General features: G+C 68.1%; 20 protein-coding genes. 12 read left to right on the forward strand and 8 right to left on the reverse strand.

The genetic code is table 11. The features are described from left to right. Nucleotides 1–12: 12 nt before the first annotated feature. Nucleotides 13–735, reverse strand: a complete 723-nt coding sequence (locus tag ACOOGH_RS12765) for a hypothetical protein (protein ID WP_420449268.1) — start codon at nt 733–735, stop codon at nt 13–15. 802 nt (nt 736–1,537) lie between these two features. Then, complete coding sequence (locus ACOOGH_RS12770) at nt 1,538–1,825, reverse strand: NifU N-terminal domain-containing protein (protein WP_420449269.1); 288 nt, start codon at nt 1,823–1,825, stop codon at nt 1,538–1,540. Between the two features lie 133 nt (nt 1,826–1,958). On the opposite strand from ACOOGH_RS12770, the gene ACOOGH_RS12775 reads away from it, so the two are divergent. The 5 genes from ACOOGH_RS12775 to ACOOGH_RS12795 all read left to right on the forward strand — a co-directional run bounded on the left by ACOOGH_RS12775 (nt 1,959) and on the right by ACOOGH_RS12795 (nt 9,884). Then, complete coding sequence (locus ACOOGH_RS12775; RefSeq protein WP_420449270.1) at nt 1,959–4,700, forward strand: PIG-L family deacetylase; 2,742 nt, start codon at nt 1,959–1,961, stop codon at nt 4,698–4,700. Then, nucleotides 4,691–6,493: a sodium:solute symporter family protein gene (locus tag ACOOGH_RS12780; protein WP_420449271.1), complete on the forward strand. Its 1,803-nt coding sequence runs from the start codon at nt 4,691–4,693 to the stop codon at nt 6,491–6,493. The genes ACOOGH_RS12775 and ACOOGH_RS12780 overlap by 10 nt, the downstream gene beginning before the upstream one ends. Continuing rightward, complete coding sequence (locus ACOOGH_RS12785; protein ID WP_420449272.1) at nt 6,490–7,884, forward strand: alpha-galactosidase; 1,395 nt, start codon at nt 6,490–6,492, stop codon at nt 7,882–7,884. The genes ACOOGH_RS12780 and ACOOGH_RS12785 overlap by 4 nt, the downstream gene beginning before the upstream one ends. 274 nt (nt 7,885–8,158) lie before the next feature. After that, nucleotides 8,159–9,379: an aminotransferase class V-fold PLP-dependent enzyme gene (locus ACOOGH_RS12790; protein ID WP_420449273.1), complete on the forward strand. Its 1,221-nt coding sequence runs from the start codon at nt 8,159–8,161 to the stop codon at nt 9,377–9,379. A gap of 112 nt (nt 9,380–9,491) precedes the next feature. After that, complete coding sequence (locus ACOOGH_RS12795) at nt 9,492–9,884, forward strand: hypothetical protein (RefSeq protein ID WP_420449274.1); 393 nt, start codon at nt 9,492–9,494, stop codon at nt 9,882–9,884. On the opposite strand, the gene ACOOGH_RS12800 is transcribed toward ACOOGH_RS12795, so the two are convergent. Both ACOOGH_RS12800 and ACOOGH_RS12805 read right to left on the reverse strand, forming a co-directional pair. Further along, nucleotides 9,881–10,717, reverse strand: a complete 837-nt coding sequence (locus ACOOGH_RS12800) for an FAS1-like dehydratase domain-containing protein (RefSeq protein ID WP_420449275.1) — start codon at nt 10,715–10,717, stop codon at nt 9,881–9,883. The two genes, ACOOGH_RS12795 and ACOOGH_RS12800, sit on opposite strands and share 4 nt — an antisense overlap. Next, complete coding sequence (locus ACOOGH_RS12805; RefSeq protein WP_420449276.1) at nt 10,717–11,880, reverse strand: acyl-CoA dehydrogenase family protein; 1,164 nt, start codon at nt 11,878–11,880, stop codon at nt 10,717–10,719. Before ACOOGH_RS12805 ends, ACOOGH_RS12800 begins: the two co-directional genes overlap by 1 nt. A 196-nt stretch (nt 11,881–12,076) precedes the next feature. Here ACOOGH_RS12805 and ACOOGH_RS12810 point away from each other — a divergent pair, with 196 nt between their 5' ends. Beyond that, nucleotides 12,077–12,574 carry a thiamine pyrophosphate-binding protein gene (locus ACOOGH_RS12810; RefSeq protein WP_420449277.1) on the forward strand — a complete coding sequence of 166 codons (498 nt, stop codon included), beginning with the start codon at nt 12,077–12,079 and terminating at the stop codon, nt 12,572–12,574. Next, a complete protein-coding gene (locus ACOOGH_RS12815; protein ID WP_420449278.1) occupies nt 12,571–13,173 on the forward strand; it encodes a thiamine pyrophosphate-dependent enzyme in 603 nt (200 codons plus the stop codon). The genes ACOOGH_RS12810 and ACOOGH_RS12815 overlap by 4 nt, the downstream gene beginning before the upstream one ends. Nucleotides 13,174–13,188: 15 nt before the next feature. On the opposite strand, the gene ACOOGH_RS12820 is transcribed toward ACOOGH_RS12815, so the two are convergent. After that, nucleotides 13,189–14,520, reverse strand: coding sequence for a 4-hydroxy-3-methylbut-2-enyl diphosphate reductase (locus ACOOGH_RS12820; protein WP_420449279.1), 1,332 nt, complete (start codon nt 14,518–14,520; stop codon nt 13,189–13,191). Between the two features lie 208 nt (nt 14,521–14,728). Here ACOOGH_RS12820 and lon point away from each other — a divergent pair, with 208 nt between their 5' ends. Further along, nucleotides 14,729–17,452, forward strand: a complete 2,724-nt coding sequence (gene lon / locus ACOOGH_RS12825) for an endopeptidase La (RefSeq protein ID WP_420449280.1) — start codon at nt 14,729–14,731, stop codon at nt 17,450–17,452. Here the strand turns inward: lon and ACOOGH_RS12830 are convergent. After that, nucleotides 17,449–18,141, reverse strand: a complete 693-nt coding sequence (locus tag ACOOGH_RS12830) for an HAD family hydrolase (RefSeq protein WP_420449281.1) — start codon at nt 18,139–18,141, stop codon at nt 17,449–17,451. The two genes, lon and ACOOGH_RS12830, sit on opposite strands and share 4 nt — an antisense overlap. Before the next feature lie 63 nt (nt 18,142–18,204). Here ACOOGH_RS12830 and ACOOGH_RS12835 point away from each other — a divergent pair, with 63 nt between their 5' ends. Then, nucleotides 18,205–19,371: a 6-phosphofructokinase gene (locus ACOOGH_RS12835; protein ID WP_420449282.1), complete on the forward strand. Its 1,167-nt coding sequence runs from the start codon at nt 18,205–18,207 to the stop codon at nt 19,369–19,371. A 33-nt stretch (nt 19,372–19,404) separates the two neighbouring features. Here the strand turns inward: ACOOGH_RS12835 and ACOOGH_RS12840 are convergent, their stop codons facing one another. Next, nucleotides 19,405–20,016, reverse strand: coding sequence for a superoxide dismutase (locus tag ACOOGH_RS12840; protein ID WP_420449283.1), 612 nt, complete (start codon nt 20,014–20,016; stop codon nt 19,405–19,407). Nucleotides 20,017–20,233: 217 nt separating this feature from the next. Here ACOOGH_RS12840 and ACOOGH_RS12845 point away from each other — a divergent pair, with 217 nt between their 5' ends. Further along, nucleotides 20,234–21,361, forward strand: a complete 1,128-nt coding sequence (locus ACOOGH_RS12845) for a hypothetical protein (protein ID WP_420449284.1) — start codon at nt 20,234–20,236, stop codon at nt 21,359–21,361. Between the two features lie 10 nt (nt 21,362–21,371). Here ACOOGH_RS12845 and ACOOGH_RS12850 read toward each other — a convergent pair whose 3' ends face one another. Further along, on the reverse strand, nt 21,372–22,358 hold the full coding sequence (locus tag ACOOGH_RS12850; RefSeq protein ID WP_420449285.1) for an FAD binding domain-containing protein: 987 nt from the start codon (nt 22,356–22,358) through the stop codon (nt 21,372–21,374). Here ACOOGH_RS12850 and hisN point away from each other — a divergent pair. Together hisN and ACOOGH_RS12860 are read left to right on the forward strand one after the other, a co-directional pair. Then, the gene (gene hisN, locus ACOOGH_RS12855) at nt 22,344–23,198 is read left to right on the forward strand and encodes a histidinol-phosphatase (protein ID WP_420449286.1); all 855 of its coding nucleotides are present in this window, start codon (nt 22,344–22,346) and stop codon (nt 23,196–23,198) included. The two genes, ACOOGH_RS12850 and hisN, sit on opposite strands and share 15 nt — an antisense overlap. After that, nucleotides 23,195–24,448, forward strand: coding sequence for an amidohydrolase family protein (locus ACOOGH_RS12860; RefSeq protein WP_420449287.1), 1,254 nt, complete (start codon nt 23,195–23,197; stop codon nt 24,446–24,448). The genes hisN and ACOOGH_RS12860 overlap by 4 nt, the downstream gene beginning before the upstream one ends. Nucleotide 24,449 lies beyond the last annotated feature (1 nt).

Genomic DNA, 24,449 nt, shown 5'->3' on the forward strand with positions numbered 1-24,449 from the left:
GGACGAGGCGGCTCAGGAACCCACTAGCGAGAATCTACCGTCTCCCACGAAGATTCCAATCATCAAATCGCCCTTCTGAAATAGGAGCGCCGTTGCGGTTGACTCGCCCAGCCGAAGCCAACCCGCTGCGGGCATTTGCGCGGCAAAGAAGGCGGAGATCTCAGGTGAACCAGCCGATGTTTTGTATGCTTCCCGCGGGTCAATGTGATTCGCCGTGTCGCCCGGCGTCCGTTCGATAAGCCGAGCTCCTTCCGGGAGCGGAACACCCAGCAGCCCGGCTTGCCCAGATGGCTTGAGCGGAATTGCGGCCACCGATCCCCCCGACGGCTCCGCCATTCCCAAGGCCAAGCTCGTGATCTCGCCCAGTTCCGCCGGGGGAGCGTTCACTACTTCGCAGATAGGTGTCTCGCGGAGTTCGTCTTGGTAGCTGGCACAGACGTTCATGGCATACCGAACGGGGTCGGCCACCTCGATGGCAGTGGAGTGCAGCGCATGAGCTGACCGCCATTCCTCGATGCTCGTGCAAGCTGTGTAGGCGGGGAACAGATCTTCATGCGCATCCAACATCGGGCTGACGGCAGCTGCGGCTGCGAATGCTCCGATGCAGGCAGAATCCGCTCCGGGACTCCCGCATCCAGCGAAAAGAAGGGCGATCGCGGTGGCCATGCCCGATGCCGTCAACCCCGACGCAGGGCGTCGCCCGATGTCTGCGGCCCGGAGTTTCAAGCTCGGCACGTCTCACCTCCTCCGCTTTTGCCTAGACCAGCGTCCTCCAGCCTGCCGTGGCTCCCGAGCCCTATCTCGTGGCCTCCCTTCCCGATCACCGCCCTGTCCCAAGGCCTGACAGCTTCCGCTGCCAACTTCGCTATCATCTAGCGGAAAAGCTGTGGCGCGGGCATCTGTTCGGCAACGACGGGCGCTAACTCAAGCTTCGGATTCGCCGCAGGTCCCGGAATGACAACCGATTTGACGACTTCAATGTTCGGCGGGTGCATCATGACACGTTGTCCTCACCGCGAAGGGGCGATGCGGCACCTCCATCACGGAGAACGAGACGAGGCGGTGCGCTTCGAGCAGGGGCCGCCCGTGTGATTCGAGCCGCGAGCCAACAAGAGGGATTGAGGGCTGGTAGCGGGCCGGGAGAGGGAAGCGATTCCCGCGAATTGAAGCGATTTCCCCGCTGTTTCTGGAAGACGGGAGCCGATACGGTCAAGAGGCAGAGCACGCAGATCGTGCAGCCCTGTAAGTAGTTAGATGATTCTCTGCCGTTATGCTAGGCCACTGTGATTCGCGACCGCAGCGGAATCTTCGCACCGCGCGCGTCCGAAGCCGCGACCTCGCCGAAGCAGCGCAGCGTGAGCATCATGCCTCTCCCCGCGGAGATTGATGTGGCACCGGAGGTATCGTCGCCAGGCGACTATCGTACAGGAGAGATATTTACATCGTATCAACACGTTGCACCATAAGGAGATGAGGGAATCATACGACTCTGATTCGGGTGTATTCCCCTCAAATTAGGGGGACAGAACGACTAGAGTTACGGAGATGTGTTGAGAACTTCGAGGATGGCTTCCTCGATTTCGTCGATCAGGTCCGGCCAGTCGAGCGGGGCGCTCTTGGTCACCGTAATGAAGTTCTCGACGATGAGAAGGGCTCGGACCCCGTCCACCGCAAACAGGCGCGAGGCCAGGGGGTCCGCGGTGGCGGATGCGGGGTCGAAGTAGCTCCGACTGCCTCCCCCGGGAACTTCGCGGTCCAGCACGAACTTCGCCGCATGTGGGTTCGGGGTTCCCTCAACGGTGATCTGGATGCTGGAATCTGTCATGGGGTCCGGAGTTGGCGGCCGTGGATTCGATCCGCTTGAGTATCGGCACGCCGGGCCCGCTCGCAAGGCCTCCTTGCCGGGACTTCGGCCCGCGGGCACGATGCGAGCGCGGACCCGCCGACCTGGATGATCCATGATCGCTCGCAAGCAACTCGGACTCGGCGCCATCCTTCCGGTGGCGACTCTGGCGACCCTCGCGGGGCCCACCGTGGCGGCGGCGCAATCGGATCCCGTGTCTCGGGGGCCGGATCGCGTGCTCGCCTTCCCGGCCCCGGTGGGAGAGGAGCGGCTCGACGTGGACCGCGGGACGCTGAGTGCCTGGCACCGCATCCGCAAACTCGCCACGACCGCCAGCCTGCTCCACGTGACCGCCCACCCGGACGATGAACACTCGGGCATGCTCTCGCTGGCCAGCCGGGGGTGGGGCGCGCGGACGGCGCTCCTCAGCCTCAACCGCGGCGAGGCCGGCGCGAACGCAATCGGCCCCGAACTCTTCGACGCCCTCGGCCTCATCCGGACGCGCGAACTCGTCCTTTCCGGGCGCTACTACGGGCTGGACGACCTCTACTTCACGACCGCGGTCGACTACGGCTACTCGAAGTCGGTGGACGAAGCCTTCCGCAGCTGGGACCGCGAAGCCGTACTCGAGGACATGGTCCGCGTCATACGCCTCAACCGCCCGCTCGTCGTCGTGAGCCGATTCCACGGGTCGCCCCGCGATGGGCACGGCCACCACCACGCGGCGGGGCTGTTGACGCCGGAAGCCGTTGCGGCCGCCGCGGACCCGACGCGCTTCCCGCGGCAGATCACCGAGGAAGGGCTCCGGCCCTGGAGAGTCCTCCGCACGTTTCGGGGCGGAGTTCGGGTCGGGGAGCCGTTCCATGTGGAGGTGGATGCCACCGGAGCAAGCCCGTGGCTGGGCGATACGTACCAGCGCTGGGCCAGCCGGGGTCTCGGCCTGCAGCGTTCTCAGACTGCCGGACGCGTGCGGTCGGGCGGCGGACGCTATTTCTACGAACGACTCGACGGAAGCAGCGGAGCGCCGGCGGTGGCGGCGGAAACCGCAGATTCATTCTTCGCGGGCCTCGACACGACGATTCGCGGGCTCCCCGCGCTCCTGGACGAGGCGGCCTCTCCCGAGGCGGATTCGCTGCTCGCCGAGGTGGACCGGCTCGTGGACGCCGTCATTGAGGCGTTCGACCCCCGTGACCCGGGGCTATCGGTCGCCGATCTGGCTCGCGGGCTCGGCCTTATCCGGGCGGCGATCGCCGCAACGCCGGATGCCCCCGACACCCGGTTCCACCTCTCGCTGAAGGAACGGCAGTTCGAGGAGGCCCTGCTGGCGGCGAGCGGGACCACCGTCGCCGCGGAACTCGCGGGCGGCGCGGGTAGCGGCGAGGCCGTCCTGGTGCCGGGCCAACCGGCTGCGGTCCTCCTCAGCGTCGAGCCGCCGGAGTCTGCGGAGAGCGCCGGGGTCGCGGCTTGGATCGAGAGCCGCAGCGGCGAGATCCTGACGCCGTCGAGCCGCGTCGCTCGTCGGCCGGATGGCTCGACGGAGGCGCTGGAGATCCGGGTGCCGGCCACGCCCGCCGCGCCGTACTTCGGACGCGCGGACGTGTCGGAGAACCACTACCAGGTATCCGACTCGGCGGACCTTCATCTCCCATGGCGTCGGCCGGCGCTGGCGGCGGGTGTCGAACTCGACATCGGAGGGCACGTTCTGGCGCACGCGGTTCCGGTGACGGCCCCCGTCTCACGCCTGCCTTACGGCTCCGTAACCCGGAGGGTGGAGACGCTGCCCGTCCTTTCCGTTTCCCTGGAACCGGGCGTGGGCATCGTGCCCGTCGGCGGTGGAGGGACCGACGGCGACCCGCCCGGGGAACCGGCCGACGCGCCGATGGAAGTGCGGGCACGGGTTACGGCGAATTCGGGGCCCGTGTCAGCTACCGTGCGTCTCGAGCTGCCGGACGGGTGGAGCACGACCCTCGGCAGTCCCGGCATCGTGGAACATGACTTCCGCAGTCCGGGCGAGGTCCTGGACGCTGCCTTCTTCCTCACGCCGCCCGACGGTTGGCGAGGCGAAGCGGAGATCACTGCCGTGGCCCGCGTGGAGGGCGTGGACTATCGCCGGGGATACCGGACAATCGAGCACCGGGACCTGGCGCTCGCGCGGCTGTGGCGACCCGCCCGCATGTCGGTTCGGTCCGTCTCCGTCACCCCCCTGAGCGGCGTCCGGATCGGCTACGTGATGGGGGTGGGAGACGAGGTCCCGGCCGGGATCGAGGCGCTGGGCGCCGCGGTCGAACTCCTGGACGAAACCGCCCTCGCGGGACTGGATCCGGCCAGCGGCACGGATTCCGGCGACGGGGCGCGGTTCCACGCGATCGTGGTGGGCACCCGCGCGTACGCCGTGCGCGAAGACCTCGTCGAGCACAACCAGAGGCTTCTGGAGTACGCCCGCCGCGGCGGCCACCTCGTCGTCCTCTACCAGACGCAGGAGTACGTGCCTTCGGCGATGGCGCCGTATCCCGCGTCCCTGCCCCGGGGGGCGGAGGAAGTGTCGGAGGAAGACGCGCCCGTCCGCCTGCTCCGGCCCGACCATCCCCTCATGGTCGCACCCAACCGCCTCACCGAGGCCGACTTCGACGGCTGGATCGAGCAGCGCGGTTCCAAGTTCTTCACAGAGTGGGACCCGGCGTACACGCCGCTGGTGGAAACGCACGACACGGGTCAGGCCCCGCAGGAGGGCGTCTGGCTCACGGCCCCGGTGGGCGAGGGACGCTACACGTATCTCGCGCTCGCGCTCCACCGGCAGCTGCCCTACGGCGTACCCGGTGCCTTCCGCATCCTCTCGAACGTCCTTTCATGGCGCTGACCTCTCTCGATTGGATCGTCGTCTGCGTGTACGGCGCGATCGTCCTCGCCATCGGCTTCGGCTTCGCGAAGCGGGCGGGGGGCAGCATGGAGGACTACTTCGTCGCCGGTCGCTCGCTCCCCTGGTGGCTGGCAGGCACGTCCATCGCGGCCACCTGGTTCGCGACCGACGCCCCGCTCGCGACGGCGGCTCTCGTGCGCCGGCAGGGCGTGTACGGCAACTGGCTGTGGTGGTACGAGGCGGCGGGGATCCTCATGCTCACCTTCTTCTACGCGCGCCTGTGGCGGCGGGCCGGCGTGCTGACCGACGCCGAGGTCATCGAGATCCGCTACGGGGGAGCCCCGGCGCGCGCCCTGCGCTGCTTCTCCGCCGTGTACCAGGGACTCCTCAAGAACGCCGTCGTCATGGGCTGGGTCATGCTCGCGATGGTGAAGTTCAGCCAGGTGCTGCTGGGGTGGGACCCCGCGCTGACCCTCGCCGTCTGCATCGGACTCGCGCTGGCCTACACCGTCGCATCGGGGCTGTGGGGCGTCGTCGTGACCGACCTCCTGCAGTTCGTGGCCGGCATGCTCGGGGCGATCACGCTCGCGGGGATCGTGCTGACCCGGTTCGGCGGTCCGGCGGCCATGGCGGACGCCATCCGCGCCACGCCCCAGGCACCTCCGGGCGCTCTCGATCTCGTGCCGACGCCCGCCACCGCGTCTTCGCTCGAGATCGTTTCCTTCCTGTGCCTGATCGGCATCCTCTGGCTGCGGAGCGGACAGGGCGACGGCTACGTGGCCCAGCGCCTGTTCGCGACGCGGGACGAACGGCAGGCCGTAAAGGCGTCGCTCTGGTTCGCCTTCGCGGGAACCGTGCTCCTCACCTGGCCGTGGATCGTGGTGGGGCTCGGGTCGCTCCTCGTCTTCCCGCCGGCGACCATGGACCCGGCGCTCGCCGCCGATCCGGAACTCGCCTACCCGATGATGATCCGCGAACTCATGCCGGCCGGCCTCAGGGGGCTGATGGTCGCCACCTTCCTCGCCGCTTTCATGAGCACGATGGACACGCACCTCTGCTGGGGCGCTTCGTACATGGTGAACGACGTCTACCGCCGCTTCTGGAGGAAGGACCGCTCGGAGCGGCACTACGTCGCGGCTTCCCGGATCATGGTCGTGCTGCTGGCCGTGCTGGCGGCGGGCGTCGCCTGGCAGATGGAGTCGATCCAGAGAGGCTGGATCTACATCATCGAACTCACGGCGGGCGTCGCGCTCGTGTGGCTGCTGCGCTGGTACTGGTGGCGCGTGAACGCCTGGGCGGAGATCGCCGCCATGGCCGGGTCGGTGCTCCTGGCCAACGGCCGGGTGCTGGTCGGCGCGCTCGGATCAGTGCTGCCCGCCTCGGTGGTCGGGGCCGCGGACGGTTTCTACGCACCGGAGATGGACCTCATCCGGGCGGTGATCATCCTCGTCGCATGCACCGCGATCTGGCTGGTCGTCGTGCTCGCGACGCGGCCCGAGGCGGACGACGTGCTGGACCGCTTCTACCGCCGCGTACACCCGGGCGGCTGGTGGCGCCATGTGGCCGAGCGCACCGGCGTACGCTCCTCCGACCCGCCCGCGAACCGCATGTGGCCGGGCTTCCTGCTCGGCGCGCTCTTCGTCTACGCGAGCCTCCTCGGAATCGGTTACATGCTCACGGGCCGGGCCGGCGTCGGCGTGCTCCTCATCGCCGTCTCCCTCGCTGCGGGGACCATCACGGTCCGCATCGCGCACGCCGACACCCCCCCATCGCCCTCGGGGACTTCGCCATGAACGACAACATCCGGATCGTCCTGGTCGGAGCCGGCAGCCGCGAGTTCGGCCCGGCGTCAATCCGCGACCTGCTTCTCAGCGATCCCCTCTGCGACCGGGACCTGAGCATCGTCCTCGTCGATATCGACCCGTCGGAACTGCCCCGCACCCGGGCGTACGCGGAGGCGGTCGCCGAGCGCCTGGGCCGCCGGGTCGCCGTGTCCGCGACCACGGAGCTGGAGGCGGCACTCCCCGGCGCCCGCGCCGTCGTCATGGCCATCGAAATCCGCCGCTACCACTACTGGGCCCAGGACTTCCACGTCCCCCGCACCTTCGGCTCCTCCCAGATCTACGGGGAGAACGGCGGGCCGGGCGGCCTCTTCCACGCCCTCCGCAACATGGGACCGGCGGTGGAGGTGGCGCGGGCGATGGAGGCCCATTGCCCCGACGCGTGGCTCATCAACTACACGAACCCGCTCACGAAGCTCTGCGAGGCCCAGAGCCGGCTCTCGTCGGTGCGCGTGGTGGGGCTCTGCCACGGGGTCTTCCACGGGATGGAACAGGTGGCGCGTCTACTGGAACTGCCGGTGGAGCGCCTCGAGGCCCGGGCGAGCGGCCTCAACCACTTCAGCTGGTTCGAGTCCGTCCGGGACCGTGAGACGGGCGAGGATCTCTACCCGAGACTCCGGCGCCGCGAGCGGGAGGCGCACTGGCTCCACGACTGGGATGAGATCGCGCTGAGCCGGATCCTGTTTCGGGTCTTCGGCCGCTATCCAAGCCCCGGGGCGAACCACATCGGCGAGTACCTGGGGTGGGCACGGGAATTCCTCGGCAGCAGCCTCCTGCAGTTCTTCTACGACCCGGTGCAGGGCGCGCCCTGGGAGACGGGGGAGACACCGACGTGGCTCTACAACCTCGGCGAGAACCCCACCGACGTGCCCGCTTTCCCCGAGTCCCCGCTCCCCCGCGTGCGGGACGACGGCGACGACCACGGCGGGGAGGGCGAGGTCGGAGCAGCCGGGACACTGACGCCGTCCGGCGAACTCGCGGTCCCGCTGCTCGAAGGCGTCCTGTGCGGGGTCGACACCTATCTCGACGCGGTGAACGTGCCGAACGAGGGATACGTGCCGGGCCTGCCCGACGGCGCCGTGGTGGAAATCCCCGCGCGCGCCGGCGGGAACGGGTTGCACCCTGCGGTCATGGAGCCGCTGCCCGAGGGGATCCTGGGATTGCTCAGGACCCAGACGTCGATCAACCGCCTGCTGGTCGACGCCTTCGCCGACGGCTCCCGCAGGACGCTGCTGCAGGCCCTGCTCCTCGACCCCACGACGGATTCCTACCGGGCCGCGGTCCACACGATCAACGAGATGTTCCGACTGCAGGGGGACGTGCTGCCCGACATGGAGTGGTAGCGTCCGGGTTGTCGGAGTCGACCCCTTCTACCAATTGTACGATGTCCACGCGCCGCAGTCGGTCGACGGGCACGCGAGTCGGACCCGGAACGGTGAGTCGTCGGACCGGGGCGCCCGGTGCTGTTCGACGCAGCGCACCATGCGGGCCTCGCACCGGGGGCAGTCCGGTTCGCCCCCGGGACCGGCGTGCTTGCGGTCGCGCCGCTCGAGCGTCTGACCTGCTTCGAAATCGAGAAGCGGCCCGTTCTCCGGGGCCGAGTGCGACGGATCATCCATGGCGAAACAGGATATTCGGGACGAGCCCGGATCGGCCAGCCCGGCTGCCGCTACCGCGGTAGCGGAGTCGGGGCTGCCTCTCGACGATCGCATCGAAGAATTGAGAGGCCAGTTCCCGATCCTCTCCCGCAAGACATACCTCAACTCCAACTCCCTCGGGGCACTCTCTCTCCGGTCCGTCGAGGAGCGCCGGCGCTTCGAGGAGCTGTGGCACGAGATGGGGGCCGGGGCCTGGTATGAAATCTGGGTCGCCAAGCTCGAAGAGGTCAGGACCTCCTTCGGTCAGACGATCGAGGCCGAGGCGGACACGGTCGCGCTCATGTCGAGCGTTTCGGCGGCCGTTTCCGTCATCTGGGGCGCCATCGCGGCCAGGGTTCGGGGCACCAGTCGCAACAAGGTCGTGCTTACCGAACTCGATTTCCCGACGGTCGGACATCACTTCCTGTCGCAGCGAGCGAACGGCCTCGAGGTGGAGATCGTGCCGAGTCCGGACGGGATCCACGTCCCCCTCGAATCGATTCGCGATGCCGTGGACGAGCGCACCGCGCTGCTCGCGACATCGCATGTCTTCTTTACGAGCGGCAACACGCAGGACGCGGCCGAACTCACGCGCATGGCGCACGAAGTCGGATCGTTCATTTTACTGGACGCATATCAGTCAAATGGACAACTCGCGATCGACTCGAACGCTCTGGATGTGGATTTCCTCGTCGGCGGCGCGTTGAAGTGGCTTTGCGGCGGACCCGGCATGGCCTATCTCCACGTGAACCCCAAGGTGCGACTCGATCCGGTCACGCTCTCCTGGTTCGGTGTTCAAAACCAGTTTCTTTTCGACATTCGCGATGCGACCCCTCGGGAAGACGCCAGGCGCTTTGAGCTGGGGACCCCGGCGGCGGGCGTCGCGTACACGGCGGCCGGGGGGTTGTCCATCGTTCTCGAGTACGGGATCGCGGCCATTCAACGTCGTAATCGGTTTTTGGCAAATGACTTGCGGGCTCGCTTGTCGGACCTCGGCTACCGGCTACACCAGGCTTCCGACCCGGCGGCGCGATCTGCCCTCGTCCTCGTCGAGCATGAGGACGCGGCGGCCGCGGTACGTCATTTGGGCGCGCGCGACGTGATTGTCGACCATCGAGGACCGCTGGTTCGCTTCTCCCCCCATTTCTACAACACGCTGGACGACAACGAACGCGCGGTGGCGGCGCTGTCCGAGACTTGACGACCCTGCTTTTGATGCAGCACGCCATACATGGCGCAGTAAAGTGAATTAGTAAAGGACATATCGCCGAGATGTGTCCAGCATTTGCCGATAGCTGAGAGGAAGGAAGCCGATGAACGATCTCGCGCGCGCAGTGGAAATGTTCGTGTCGATTAACCTCATCGCTTTGGGGGCGTCGTTCCTGCTCCGCCCGGGGGACTGGAAGGCGCTTCTCACCCACCTGCAATCGAAGGGTACGGCGGGCAGCTTGCCCCTCGCGCTCATTGGGCTGGGGGTCGGCTCCTTCGTCGTGGCGTTCCACAACATCTGGGACGGCGTGCCGATGATCGTCACGATCTACGGCTGGGCGGCACTTCTGAAGGGCACCTTCCAGGTGCTATACCCCGGGATCGCACTCAAGCGGATCGACACGGCGCTTCGGATGGGCGCCGGACTCTGGCGGACCGCCGGCACACTTGCTCTGGTCTTCGGGGTCCTCGTCCTCCGTTACGCCCTCCAGGGTTAGCCCAGTGTCGCCTCGGCGGACATCGCGACCGCACCCGTGTCGTCCAGGGCCCTCAAAGTCGTGCTCGCCGAGGACGGCGTCCCCTCGAGGGTGATCATCCGGTCCACGAACATGGGGCGACGAGCCCGAAAGGTCAGCGCGCGCAGCGGCCGCCCGGAGCGGCGGGTGGCGAGATCCGCGAGGAGCAGCGCCGTGAGCGGCCCGTGCACGACGAGATCGGGGTACAACTCGACACCGCGCGCGTAGTCCCGGTCGTAGTGGATGCGGTGCGCGTTGAAGGTGAGCGCGGAGAACCTGAACAGCATGGCGGCGTTCGGCGTCACGGACTCCGACCACTCCATCTCGTCCTCCGGGGCCGGAGCGTCCGGCAGCGCCAGCGGCTCGGTGGGCCGTTCGAGGAAAACCAGATCCTGTTCCTCGACGATCTCCCCGCCGTTGCCCGAGATCCGGTGTTCAACCGTGACCAGGACGAGGGGTCCGCTGCGTCCGGTCTTCGGCGTGACCGTCCGGATGGTCGAGCGGCGACGGAGCCCGTCCCCGATGCGCACGGTCCCTTCGAACCTCAGGCGTCCGCCCGCCCACATGCGGCGGGAGAACGGCAGCGCCGGCAGGAAATCACCGCGCTTCTGGTGACCGTCGACGTCGAGGTGGCTCCCCGGCGCCAGTTCGCGACAGTACATCCAGTGGAACAGGGGCGGGAGGGGGTCTCCATCGCCCAGCGCCCGCGGATCCCGGTCCAGCGTGGCCAGCATGCCGCGGGCGAGCGCCTCCGACGCCTGGTCGGTGACCTCCTCGGTGCGGCCGACCCATGCGGCCCATGCCTCCTGCGACATCAGAACGATTTCGGGAGACCCAGGACGTGGGTCGCCACGTGCGACAGGATCAGGTTCGTGGAGATGGGCGCGATCTGATACAGCCGGGTCTCGCGGAACTTGCGCTCGATGTCGTACTCGGTGGAGAAGGCGAAGCCCCCGTACGTCTGCATGCACATGTCCGCCGCGGCCCACGAGGCGTCCGACGCGAGATACTTGGCCATGTTCGCCTCGGCTCCGCACGGGGCCCCCTCATCGAACAGTGACGCGGCCCGTTCGACCATGAGCGCCGCGGCTTCCGTCTGCATGTGGGCTTCGGCGATGGGGAACTGGACCCCCTGGTTCTGCCCGATCGGGCGCCCGAACACCTCGCGTTCGTTCGCGTACGCAGTGGCATGCTCCACGAAAAAGCGCGCGTCCCCCACGCACTCGGCCGCGATGAGCACGCGCTCCGCGTTCAGCCCGTCGAGGATGTAGTGGAACCCCTTCCCCTCTTCGCCGATGAGGTTCGCCGCCGGCACGCGCAGTCCGTCGAAGAACACCTCGGTGGTGGAGTGGTTGATCATCGTCTCGATGGGGCGGATCGTGACGGCTCCCCCGACCTGGCCCCGGAGATCGACGAGGAAGACGGACATCCCTTCCGTCGGCTTCGCGCTCTCCTCGCGAGGCGTGGTGCGCGCCAGGAGGAGCATGAGGTCGGAGTGCTCGGAGCGGGAGATCCACGTCTTCTGCCCGTGGATCACGTAGTCGTCCCCGTCCCGCTCCGCCGTCGTCGAGATCCGGGTCGTGTCCGTGCCGCAGGTCGGTTCGCTCACCCCGAAGGCCTGCAGACGCAACTCTCCCGCGGCGATTCCGGGCAGGTATTGCCGCTTCTGCGCTTCGCTGCCGTGCCTCAGAAGAGTGCCCATGATGTACATCTGGGCGTGGCAGGCGGCCCCGTTGCACCCCGTGCGCTGGATCGTCTCCAGAATGACGCACGCCGCCTTGAGGTCGAGTCCGGCGCCCCCGTATTCCTCGGGGATGAGCGCGGCGAGATACCCCGCTTCGGTCAGCGCCTCGATGAACGCGGTCGGATAGGCGCTCTCGCGGTCCCGATCGCGCCAGTACTCGCCGGGGAAGCGTTCGCACAGGGTCCGGACGCCGTCCCGGATCGCCTCGTAGCCGTCTTCAGAGCCGGTGAACACGTCCGGTGCTCTCCATCCGTGGTTCAGTCATCCCGGAGGGTACAGGTTGCCGCAAGCCATCGCGATAGTCCCAGCGGATGGCTCCGGCCGGAGCGGGGCGTCATATTCCCCGCGACACGCGAATCCCCTCCACGGGTCGAGTAGAGTGGACGACACAGGTACCCAAACACATGGCAGCTCCGACTGGGGAGAGCAGGTGTTTCGAGCGCTCCCCAGCCTGGGCATCCGCCACGTCGCCACGGTGCCGGACGCGGGATTGGGGACCTTCCTCGAACTCTGCGCGGAAGACGCCGACGTCCGTCTCATCACGCTCACGACCGAGGAAGAAGGGATCGCTCTCGCCTGCGGGACATGGCTGGGCGGCGAACTGGCGGCCGTGGCCATACAGTCGAGCGGCGTCGGCAACATCGTGAACATGCTGGGGCTCCCGAACGTGTGCCGCATTCCATGCGTGCTTCTCGTATCCATGCGGGGGGAAGCCGAAGAGCGGAACCCCTGGCAGATCCCGGTCGGACGCGCGGTGCCCGATGTGTTGACGGCGCTCGGGGTGCGCGTTCTGCGCCCCGGGACGGCGGAGGAGGTGGCGGGCGCCTTCGTCGAGGCGGCGGACGAGGCGCGGGCCGCCGAGCGCCCGGCTGCGGTGCTCGTGAGCCAGCGCATCATCGGCACCAAGTCGTTCAGGGGCGCGAAGTGAAGCCGGGTTCGAAACTCGATCGTCGCGCCCTGGTGGCCGACGTCCTGCGCCACCGCGGCGATGCGGCCGTGATCGCGGGACTGGGCACGCCGGCGTGGGATTGCCACGCGGCCGGCGACTCGCCGCTCAACTTCTACTTCTGGGGCGCCATGGGGGGCGCGGCCATGCTGGGGCTGGGGGTCGCCCTCGCGCGGCCGGACCGACGGGTACTCGTAGTCACCGGCGACGCCGAACTGCTGATGGGCGTCGGGAGCCTCGCGACGATCGCCGCCGAAGCCCCCGCGAACCTCGCGATCCTCGTCCTCGACAACGAGGCATTCGGCGAAACCGGCCGCCAGCGCGGGCTCACACGGGAGCACGCGGATATCGCCGCCATGGCGCGCGGCGCGGGAATCCGCTCCGCCTTCACGATCGGCGGCGATGGAGCCCGCGGACCCGGCGGGACGGGTATCGACGGGCTGGCGACGGCACTGTTCAGCGAGGCCGGGCCGGTCGTGTGCGTCGCGAAAGTCGCGCTCGAGGACGGTCCGGACTCGTACCCGCCGCGAGGCGGGGTGCTGTTGCGGAATCGCTTCAGGGCCGCGCTTGCCGACGACTGAGCGCGGCCGCGCGGATCAGGACGTCAGGAGGTCGGAAGGGTTGTAGCCCGCACCCCGGAGGATACGCTCCACTGCCTCCCCGAGCTTCGAGTTCGGCGTGGAGGCGCCCGCCGTGATGCCGATTCCGACGTCTCCGTCCGGGAGCCAGGCGTTCTGCGTGGCGATCTCGTCGCTGCCGATGAGCTTGTGGGTGATACGTCCCCGCACGGTGTCGATGCAGGAGGCATCCTCGATGTGGTACGTCGTCGTGTGCAGCCCGCACATGTAGGCGAGCTGGTTCGTGTTCGAGGAATTGTAGCCGCCGATCACGACCATGACATCGGGCGGATCCTCCATCATCTCCTCCACGGCGTCCTGGCGCTTCTGCGTGGCCGAACAGATCGTGTCGAAGCTGCGGAACCGGTTCGGCACTTCCTCCGGGCCCCATCGATCCGTGATCGCTTCGCCGAGTTCGGCGGCGATGGCCAACGACTCCGAAGCCAGCATCGTCGTCTGGTTGGCCACACCGACACGCTTCAGGTGGATGTCGGGATCGAAGCCCTCCGACACGGACTTCTCGAACAACCGCATGAAGTCCTCGCGCTCGCCGCTTCCGCGGATGTACGAGCAGACGATCCGGGCCTGCGCCATGTCGCGCACAATGAGGTACTGCGCGCCCTCGGATTTCAGGACCTGGGAACTCGTCGCCCGCGTCTCTTCGTGCCAGTGCTTGCCGTGGATGACCGATGTGAAGCCTTCCCGCGCGTAGCGCTCTACCCGCTTCCACACGTTGAGCACCGAGCCGCACGTCGTGTCGACGAGAATGCAGTCGAGGGCCCGCAACGCCTCGAAGTCGTGCAGCGTCACGCCGAAGGCCGGGATGATCACGACGTCGTCGGGCGTGACGCCGCTGAAGTCGAACTCGCCCTCCTCCGAGGGATAGAGGAACTCGATCTCCATCTCCTGAAGCCGGCCGTTCACATGCGGGTTGTGGATGATCTCGCCGACGAGCAGGATCCGCCGGTCCGGAAACTTGCGGCGCGACTCGTAGGCGTAATCCACCGCGCGGTCGACGCCGTAGCAGAATCCGGAACTCTTCGCGAGACGCAGGTGAATACGGTCCACGTGCAACTCGTAGTCACGATCCCGAATGAGGCCGACGATGGCGCTCCCGTACTCGAAATCGATCACGGGCTGGATCTCCTTCTTCAGACCCAGCCCTCGCCGGAAATATCGCTCATCCGCGGCCGACGTCTTGCGACCGGCCGCACGTATCGCCTGTTTCGCCATGCAGGAAAGATGGCAGAGTGCCGGAGGGATGCCAAGCATGCGCGACCAGACTGCCGCCTTGACGCACAGCGACCGCATCGGCAGACCTCTACGAGCCCGGTGTGCCAAATCGGCCGGCGTTGCGTGTCGGAGGGGCCGCGGAGGCGGGCCCGGAACGTGCACCTGCAGACACGAACCCGCCCCGGCGATGGAACGGGGCGGCCTCAGGCGAGTTCGACACTTGGATGAGGTTCGGATGCGACTCGGCGCCTCCGCGCGCGGGGCGAGGACATAGAGCTACGCGAGTATGAGCGAAGAAAACGGACGCAAGGATCAGGCTGAAGTGCCGCCTCCGGAAAACGGGGGCGTCGCGCTGGACGTGCAGGCCGGCGAGGTGCCGGCTGGTGAGGTGCCGGCTGGTGAGGTGCCGGCTGGTGAGGTGCCGGCTGGTGAGGTGCCAGCTGGCGAGTCCGAGGGCGCCGCGGCAACGGAGTCCGAGCCGCAGGCCACCAAGAAGCGCCTGCGGCTGCCGGTGCTGCCTCTCCGGGGAACCGTCGTGTTCCCGGCCGTGGCCGCGCCCATCGCGGCGGGGCGGGAAAAGACGATGAAGGCGATCGACGAGGCCATTGCGGGGGACAAGCTGCTCTTCGCCGCCGCGCAGCTCGATGCCGAGATCGAGAAGCCCGACCCCGACCATCTCTATCGCATCGGCACCGTGTGTCGCATCGCCCAGATGCAGAAGGTGCCCGGCGGCGTCCAGATGGTCATCCAGGGCGACATGCGCGCCGCCGCCCTCGAATACATCGAGCGGGATGGCTACCTCGAGGTCGTCGCGCGCGAGATGGACGACATGGAGCCGCTCGATCCCGAGGAACGGGCCTTCGCCGCCCTCTACAAGGAAGTGCACGAGAGGGCTGCCGAGGTCAGCCGCCTTCGCGGCGTCCCCAAGGAGATCGTAGATCACCTGCTCGGTGGCGTCTCGACCCCGGGTGAACTGGCCGACCTCGTCGCCTTCTACACCGAACTCGAGGTCGAACAGAAGCAGGAACTTCTCGAGACGCTCGCCGTCGAGGCACGGCTGCGCTCGCTCCTTGTGCACCTGCAGAAGCAGATCGGCCTGCTCGAAGCGCAGGAGGAGATCCGGGAGCAGGTCCAGGAGGAGTTGGGGGAACGGCAACGCGAGATCTTCCTGCGCGAGCAGATGAAGGCGATCCAGAAGGAACTGGGCGAGGACATCGACTTCCAGGAGACGAACGATCTCCGCGAGCGCATCGAGGCGCTGGAGTTGCCGGCCGAGGCGCGCCAGGAGGTCGACCGCGAGCTGCGGCGCCTGGAGCGCATCCCGCGCGAGTCCGCCGAAGCCCAGGTCGTGCGCACGTACCTGGAGATCGTCGCGGACCTCCCGTGGTCCGAGACGACCGAGGAACAACTGGACATCGCCCGCGCCGAAGAGATCCTCGAGAGGGATCACTACGGCCTGCGCGATGTGAAGGAACGGGTCCTGGATTTCCTCGCGGTCCGGAAGCTCCAGGAGGAGGCGTGGGCCCGCGAGGCCGCCGAAGCGGAGGCCCTCGCAGCGGAAGGTGCCGGCAGCGAGGACGGGGCAGATGCCGATGCGTCAGATGCCGACGGAGCCGCTTCCGACGGGGAGGAGCCGGAGGAGGCCGGGACGGACTCGGCCCCCGGCTATGAAGACGACCGCGCGGGCGAAACGCTACTCTTCGTGGGGCCGCCGGGTGTGGGCAAGACCTCCATCGCCCGCTCGATCGCCGACGCCATGGGCCGCAAGTACGTCCGCGTGTCGCTGGGCGGGGCGCGCGACGAAGCGGATATCAGGGGCCACCGGCGCACGTACGTGGGCGCTATGGCCGGCCGCATCATCGAGGGGGTGAAGCGGGCCGGAACCAAGAACCCCGTGTTCCTCCTCGATGAGATCGACAAGCTCGGCGTCTCGTTCCAGGGCGACCCCTCGGCGGCCCTGATGGAAGTGCTCGATCCGGCGCAGAACGAGGCCTTCGTGGATCACTACCTCGGCGTGCCCTTCGACCTCTCTCAGGTGCTCTTCATCGCCACGGCGAACGTGTTCGAGCAGATCCCCGGGCCGCTCCGCGACCGAATGGAGGCAATCGAGTTCCGCGGCTACACGGAAGCCGAGAAGCTCGAGATCGCGCGTCGCTTCCTCCTGCCCCGGCAGAAGCGGCGCAACGGCCTCCTCCCCGAGCAACTGGAGCTTGCGGAGGACGCGATCCGGGCGATCATCACGCGCTACACGCGCGAGGCCGGGGTCCGGCACCTGGAGCGCGAACTCGGGTCCGTGTGCCGGAAGTCGGCTCGGAAGATCGCGACGGGAGCCTCGGAGGCGGCGGTGGACGCGAACGACCTGCGTGAGCTGCTGGGCCGGCCGAAGGTGCATGCGGCCGAGAAGATGGAGGCGGATACGGTCGGCGTGGCCACGGGCATGTTCTACACGCCGGTGGGGGGCGACATCATGCTCGTCGAGACCCGCGTGCTGAAGGGCAAGGAGGGGCTCGTCCTCACGGGGCAACTCGGCGACGTGATGAAGGAGAGCGCGCAGGCGGCCCTCACCTTCGCGCGCAGCCACGCGAACGGGCTCGACCTCACGGAGGAGCGGTTACGGGATCACGAGATTCACATTCACGTCCCGGCGGGCGCGATCCCCAAGGAAGGACCATCGGCGGGGATCGCCATGGCGGTGGCGCTCGTGAGTGCCCTCGGAGACCACCCCGTGCGACACGATGTCGCGATGACCGGCGAGATCACGCTGTCCGGTCGGGTGCTCCCGATTGGCGGGGTCAAGGAGAAGGTGCTCGGAGCCGCCCGCGCGGGGATCGGCGAGATCATTCTCCCGGCCGTCAACGAGGGTGATCTGGAGGATCTGCCCGATCACGTGTGCGATCAGCTTGAGTTCCACCTCGTGGACACGCTCGACGAGGCGCTCGCGGCGGCGCTGGCCAACGGGTCGCTCGAGGGAGGGACGCTCGCCTTTGCGGAGAACGGGCCAGACGCTTAGCAGCCCCGGGCCGAGGGGCGCGCCGCCTGCGGTGCGCCGACGTATTCGAGGATGTCCTCGATCGCGTCGAGCATGATGTGCGGGCGCTCGAGGGCGAGTTCCCGTTCCGAGAACGGGCCCCACAACGCCGCCATCGTCGTCACACCGGCCGCGTGTCCCGCCCGCATGTCCCACACCGAGTCGCCCACGTAGGCGGCGTTTTCAGCGGTGGCTTCCAGACGTTCCAGCGCCAGGTGGATGGGGGCCGGATCGGGCTTGTGCGGCACGGGTTCGTCGGACGTGATGATGACGTCGAACAGGGCCTGATCCAGCGCGCACGCCGCCAGGCTCCGGGCCGTTCCCACGCTCGCCTTGCTTGTGACCACGCCGAGACCCACCCCCTTCTCTCGTAGGCGGACGAGCGTCTCGGCAACCTCCGGAAAGGAACCGATGAGCCGTTCGTGTTCCCTCAGATTGTGGTCGAGGTAGGTATCGATCATGGCCTGTACCTCCTCGGCCGTGTCCACCAAATAGCCGAGCTGGGCGCGGAGGGGTTGGCCCAGCGTCCGCAACCACACGTCGTCGGGAGGGGGGTCCTCGAAGTGGGCTCTCATCGTATGGCGCCAGGACTCGGCGATGAGGTCGGTCGAGTCCACGAGGGTGCCATCGAGATCGAACAGGATCGTCTTCAGCGGACGGCGTGGTGACATGGGGAGCGAGGGTGCCGACCCGCGGGCGTAGCGTCAACCCCGGGCAACGCCGATAATCGGGCCATGAACGAGAGGAAGACGATACCCGGCGACGATGATCTCCCGACAACCGCACCGCGTGCGGACGGAGCGGGAAAGATCCGGAAGATCGCGATCAACACCGGCGGAGGCGACGCGCCGGGGCTGAACGCGGTGATCCGGGCCATCGTGTTGAGCGCGCTCCACCGCGGATGGAGCGTGGTGGGCGTCGAGAACGGCTACGGGGGGCTGCTGCCGGATGACCCAGGGCGGGTGATTCCGCTGGGGAGCGATGAAGTGCGGGGGATCACACACCGCGGCGGCACGATCCTGGGGACGACCAACAGCTTCGACCCGTTCGCGTGGCCGGTACGCCTGCCGGACGGTTCGATCGAGGAGCGCGACCGGTCCGGCGAGATCATCGAGGGCCTCCGGCGGCATGGCATCGACGCGTTGATCGCGATCGGCGGGGACGGCAGTCTCGACCTCGCACACCGGCTGTCGAAGCAGGGGCTCCCGGTGGTCGGCGTGCCGAAGACGATCGACAACGACCTCTGCGGAACGAGTCTCACGTTCGGGTTTCTCACGGCGGTCGCGACGGCGACCGACGCGATCGGGAAGCTCCACTCCACGGCAGAGAGCCACCGCCGCGTCATGGTGGTGGAGGTCATGGGACGGCACGCCGGCTGGATCGCGCTCTACAGCGGCCTGGCAGGCTCGGCCGACGTCATCCTCATCCCCGAGATTCCTTTCGACATCGAAAGAGTGTGCGACAAGATTCGGGACCGTGAGGCGGCCGGGCGCGACTTCAGCATCGTCTGCGTGGCGGAGGGCGCAACGCCCGCCGGGGGCGAGATGGTGATGAAGACCGTCCACGGCGGCGACGACGACCAGGAGCGGCTGGGCGGGCTGGGAGAGGTGGTGGCGCGCGAGATTGCGCGGCGCACGGGGAAGGAAACGCGATCGCTGACGCTGGGTCACCTGCAGCGCGGCGGTACGCCGAACTCCTACGACCGCGTCATCTCGCTGCGCTTCGGCGCCGCAGCCGTGCGTTGCGTCGCCCGCGGCCGCTTCGGGACGATGGTCGCGCTCGATCCGCCGCACGTCCGGGCGATCCCGCTCGCCGAGGCGCTCGCCAATCTCAAGGTGGTGCCGGTGGACGGCGACATCGTGATGACCGCCCAGGCGCTCGGGGTCAGCCTCGGCGACTGACCCCGATGCCCGGACGCGTCTGATTCCGGGTGGTCAGCCGGTGGCGGCGGCGTAGCGGGCCGCCACGGCGGCCCAGTCCACCACGTCCCAGAAGGCGGCCAGGTAGTCCGCCCGGCGGTTCTGGTAGTTCAGGTAGTACGCGTGCTCCCACACGTCCACGCCCAGGAGCGGCGTGTCCCCCTGCATCAGCGGGCTGTCCTGATTCGCGGTGGAATACACGGACAGGCCTCCGCCCGCGCCCGCGACGAGCCACGCCCAGCCGCTGCCGAAGCGGGTGAGGCCCGCCTGCTGGAACGCCGCCTTGAAGTCATCGAAGGAGCCGCAAACGCCGTCGATCGCGGCCGAAAGGTCGCCCGACGGGCTCCCGCCCCCGTCCGCAGACATGGAAGTCCAGAAGAGCGAGTGGTTCGCGTGGCCGCCGCCGTGGTTCCGCACCGCCCCGCGGATCGACTCGGGCACGTTGTCGATGCCGCGCAACAGGTCCTCCAGGGAGAGGCTCGCGAGGTCATCGTGACCCTCGAGCGCGCCGTTCAACATGTTCACATACACCTGATGATGCTTGCCGTGATGGATCTCCATCGTGCGCGCGTCGATCTTCGGCTCTAGCGCGTCATGGGCGTACGGCAGGTCGGGCAAGGCGTGCATCCTACCTCCTCGGAATCAAGAGTCCCCGGTCGGGGACCGTGGTGACGAATGCCGGATTTACAAATGCTTCGCCAAGGTATGCGCGCGGTGGGGAGCGTGACCAGCCGCTAGCCGACTCCCGCCTGCGGTGACCCGCTTCCCGCCTGTCTCGTCTTTCCCCTGTCCAATCGAATGATCCGTGCGACGCATGAGGGAAAGCATGAGGAGAGGAACCGTGGTGTCCGGAAGATGTCGTGCGCTGGTGGCGGGGCTGCTCGCACTGGCGGCCGTGGGTTGCGTGGAAGAGCGCGGCATCACCGGACCGCCGCTGCCCGATCCTCCCTTCGATCCCGAGTTGGCCGCGAACTCCATCTACTCACTCCGATTCGCCGCGGACAACGCGGTCGTGGCGCAGGTGCGGACGATCGCCGAGGTGCTCGGTCTGGCCGAGCCCCGGACGAATCGGGTGGCTCACGCTCAGCTCCGGGGTTCGTCCGATCGAGTCGACCTTCTCCGCGCCCTCGAGCCGCGTTCGCTCGAACGCGCGGTGGCGAACGTCGCCGCGCGCCGCGCCGGCGGAGCGAAGACCCCGCTCTTCCCGATCAACTATCTCGGCAAGGAGTTCATCTTCGATGCGTCCATCGACGCCTATGTCGAGTACGGGGACGGAGGCCCGGAAAACGGGGTCCGGTTCGAGTTGTACGTGGTCGACCTTGCATCCGGTCTGCCGGCGCTCCCGCTGCGGCCGTTCGGGTTCGTGGATCTGCTTGACGAGAGCGACGCGGTGTCCGCGCGGCTGCGGATGCGGGCCTTCGATACGAGCGGGGGCGGGACCCTGCGGGTCGCCGACTACCTGGTGGACGGGGCCTTCGCCTCCGACGCCAACGGGGTGTCGGTGAGCCTGCTCGCCGAGGGGTTCGTGGAGGACCAGAACGGGCGCTTCAACTTCGAACTGGACGAGTTGCTGGAGTCCGACGACGCGGCCCGCATGACACGCATCACGTCGACGCACCGCGTGATTTCGGACGAGGGGACCGATGTACGATTGCGGGTCGGCGGCGATCTGTCGGCGGATGGATCCTTCGCCGATCTCCTCTTCCGCCTGGACCTCGACGGTTCGGCCGGGCGGACACTCGTCGACCTCGGCGTCGTGAACGGCGCCCAGGACGGAGAGATCCGCCAGGCAGGACGGGTCCAGGCTCTCGTGGGAGGCACCGTCGAGGCGCCGATCTTCACCGATGCCGTGGGGCGGGGGTTCACGAACTCCGAACTCGTGGCGCTCGACGAGATCCTGTTCGGCATCGACGACATTCTCGTGTTCGCCGGCGAGGCCTATGTGCCGCTCGCCGATCTCTTCGCCTACTGAGCGGAGGTCTTCAGGCGGCGGCGATTTCGTTCAGGGCGCGGCGGACGAGGACGGGGACCATGGCCCGACGCCACTCCGGGTCGACCGTGATGTTGGAGAGCGGGTGACACTGGCGGAACGCCTGCTCGGCCACTGCTTCGATCACGCTCGGGCGGAGGCGGTTCCCCAGGGCGGCGTCCTCGACCTTCCCCACGTGGCGGGGATAGGCGCCCATCGCTGAGACGACGAGGCGAAAGTCGGACACGCGGCCGTCGTCCTCGCGCTCGACGCGCACCGCGAGGTTGGCCAGCGGAAAATCGATCGCCGCGCGGGGCCGGAGTTTCTGGAACGCGACCTGCGTACCCGCCGGCGGCCGCGGAATACGGATCGCGACGACGAGTTCGCTCTTCCCGATGGACCGGTTCCAGATCCCGTCGGACGTGAAGAACCGCCTTATCGGCACGTCGCGCGTCCCGTCCCCGTCCGCGACTTCGAGGACCGCATCGAGCACCGCGAGCACGGGGGGAGTATCCGCCGAGTGTGCCGCCACGCAGCGGGTGCCGCCCTTCACGACGTGGCACACATCGCCGTCCTTCTTCAGGCAGTAGCCGAGCGCCTTCCGCCAGAACCTGGTCTGGTTGTAGTACGCGCAGCGCGTGTCGAGACACACGTTGCCGCCGATGGTGCCGACGCGCCGCAACTGCGGACCCGATACGAGTTCGGCGGCCCGGGCCAGACTGGGCACCTGCGCCAGGACTTCCGGGTGGGTCGCAACCGAGGTCAGCGTCTCGGCCGCCCCGATGCGGACCTCTTCCGCGGTGGAAGTGATCCCGCGCATCTCCCGAACCCGACTGAGGGCGACGAGGTGGCCGGGGGTGAACAGCCCGTGCTTCATGTTGGGGACGAGGTCGGTCCCGCCGGCAATCGGCATCGCGTCCTCGCCGTGGGCGGCGAGCAACGACAGCGCCTCGTCGAGCGCGCGCGGCATGTGATATTCGTACGGATGAAGCCTGAGCATGTCCGGCAAACTATCCTGTGGGCCGGACTGCCCCCAAACCCGTACCCGGAACCGGAGGAGAGGTTGGACCCCGATTCGCTGAGAGAGTTCGCGGCGGAGCTGGCCGAGGAGTCGGGCCGCGCGCTCGCGGGCATGTTTCGCCATCCGGACCTGGCCGTGGAATCGAAGGCGGACGCGTCGCCCGTCACCGTGGCGGACCGCTACGTCGAGACGCTGCTTCGCGACCGGATTCTGGAGCGCTTCCCCGAGCACGGGATCGTCGGGGAGGAGTTCGGGGGACAGAACGAAGACTCCGAGTACGTGTGGGTGCTGGATCCGATCGACGGGACGATCTCCTTCGTCGCCGGCGTGCCTCTGTTCGGGACGCTCATCGGCTTGCTGCGCGACGGAGAACCGATCCTGGGCGTGATCCACCAGCCCATCACGGGCGAGCTGGCCATCGGCACTGCGTCGGGCACCACGTTCAACGGGGAGTCGGTAAGGGTGCGCGAGGACCGGTCGCTGGCGGACGCGATGTTGCTGACGACGGATCCGGGGGCGGTCGGCCGGCACCAGGACGTCGCCGGCTTCGAGGCGCTGTGGTCGAGGACGGCGCTGTACCGCGGCTGGGGAGACTGCTACGGATATCTCATGGTCGCGACGGGGCGAGCCGACATCATGCTCGATCCGGCCATGCATCCGTGGGACATTGCGGCGCTGGTCCCGGTGATCAGGGGGGCGGGCGGCACGATCACGACATGGGAAGGGGACGACCCCATCGGGGGCGCGTCCACGGTGGCGGCGGCGCCGGGGCTGCACCGGGAGGTGATGGAGATCCTGAACGGAACTGGAACGGCATGACGGTAATGAGACGATCCTCGGGAGCGTGGGCGATCCTTCTGGTCGGCGTCGCGGCGTGCGGCGGGCCAGGGTCGATCGTAGTCGACAATGCGAACATCATCGACGGCACGAGCGCCGTGTGGCCGACCGGGCGGCTCGTCGTGGTCGACGGGCTGGTCGCGTGTGTTGGCGCACAGGCCGACTGCGCCGAGCCGTCAGGCGTGGAGGTGCTCGACGCCGATGGTTTCTGGGTCGTGCCGGGGCTCATCGATGCGAAGGAGGCCGTCGAGGTACCGAGCAACGAGCAAGCGGCCTACCTGGCGTTCTTGCTCGGCGTCACGACGGCGGCCGTGCCCCACATCCCGGAGGGGCCCGAGGGTGAGCGGCTGCCGCCGACAGGGAGCGATGACCCGCGCATTCCGGCGCCCCGGCCGGCGATTCCCGTAGAGGAGCCCGCGTACCCGCTCGGCCTCTTCGGGCAGGCGGTCGCCCAGACGATCCCGCTCGACACCGGACCCCCGGGACGGGGAGAGCGAGATCTCCTGGTCTACGCGCGGTCGAGGCCGACGCTGGCCGACCGAGAGGCGTTGCTGGACTCCGCCCGCGCGCTGGGGGGCCGGGGTGCCGTCTTCGCACCGCGCCTCCTGGAGCAGGAACGCTGGGCCGCGCCGTATCGGCTCCCGCACGGGATGAACCGCCTCGTCGAATTCGCGATGGTCGCGGAGCGCATTCAGGATCGACTCCTCCCCGACCGGACGCCCGCCGAAGCCGAGCAACTTGGGGCGGCGCTGGAGGTGATGCGCGAGTTCGTGCGGGAGTTCCACGCCGCCGGAGGTTCCGTCGCCACAGCCACGAACGGCGCCCTCGCGCCGGGGCTGGCGCTACACGAGGAGATGGACGCGCTCGTCACGGCCGGGCTGACGCCGGAGGACGCCCTCTACGCCGCTACGAGAGAAGCGGCCCGTTACTTGGGACTCGAAGATTCACGCGGTACGCTGGAGTCGGGGAAGCTTGGGGATTTCCTCATTCTGGAGAGCGATCCGCGGGTCGACATTTCGCTCACGCAGACGGTCTCACGCGTGGGCAAGGGCGGAGCACTCTACGATCCGCCCACGCTCTTCGATGCCCTCCTCGACAACCCCGGGAACCGGGTTTCCGACAGTCGGGTGCGGCTCGTGATAGGCGGAGCCGTGCTTCTGCTCACGCTGCTGCTGTTCGCGCGGGGCGTCCGGAACCATCGCCGTTCGCTGGGACCGCGCATCGTGTCCTGAC

This window comes from Candidatus Palauibacter sp. (genome assembly GCF_965213655.1).
GTDB lineage: Bacteria > Gemmatimonadota > Gemmatimonadetes > Palauibacterales > Palauibacteraceae > Palauibacter.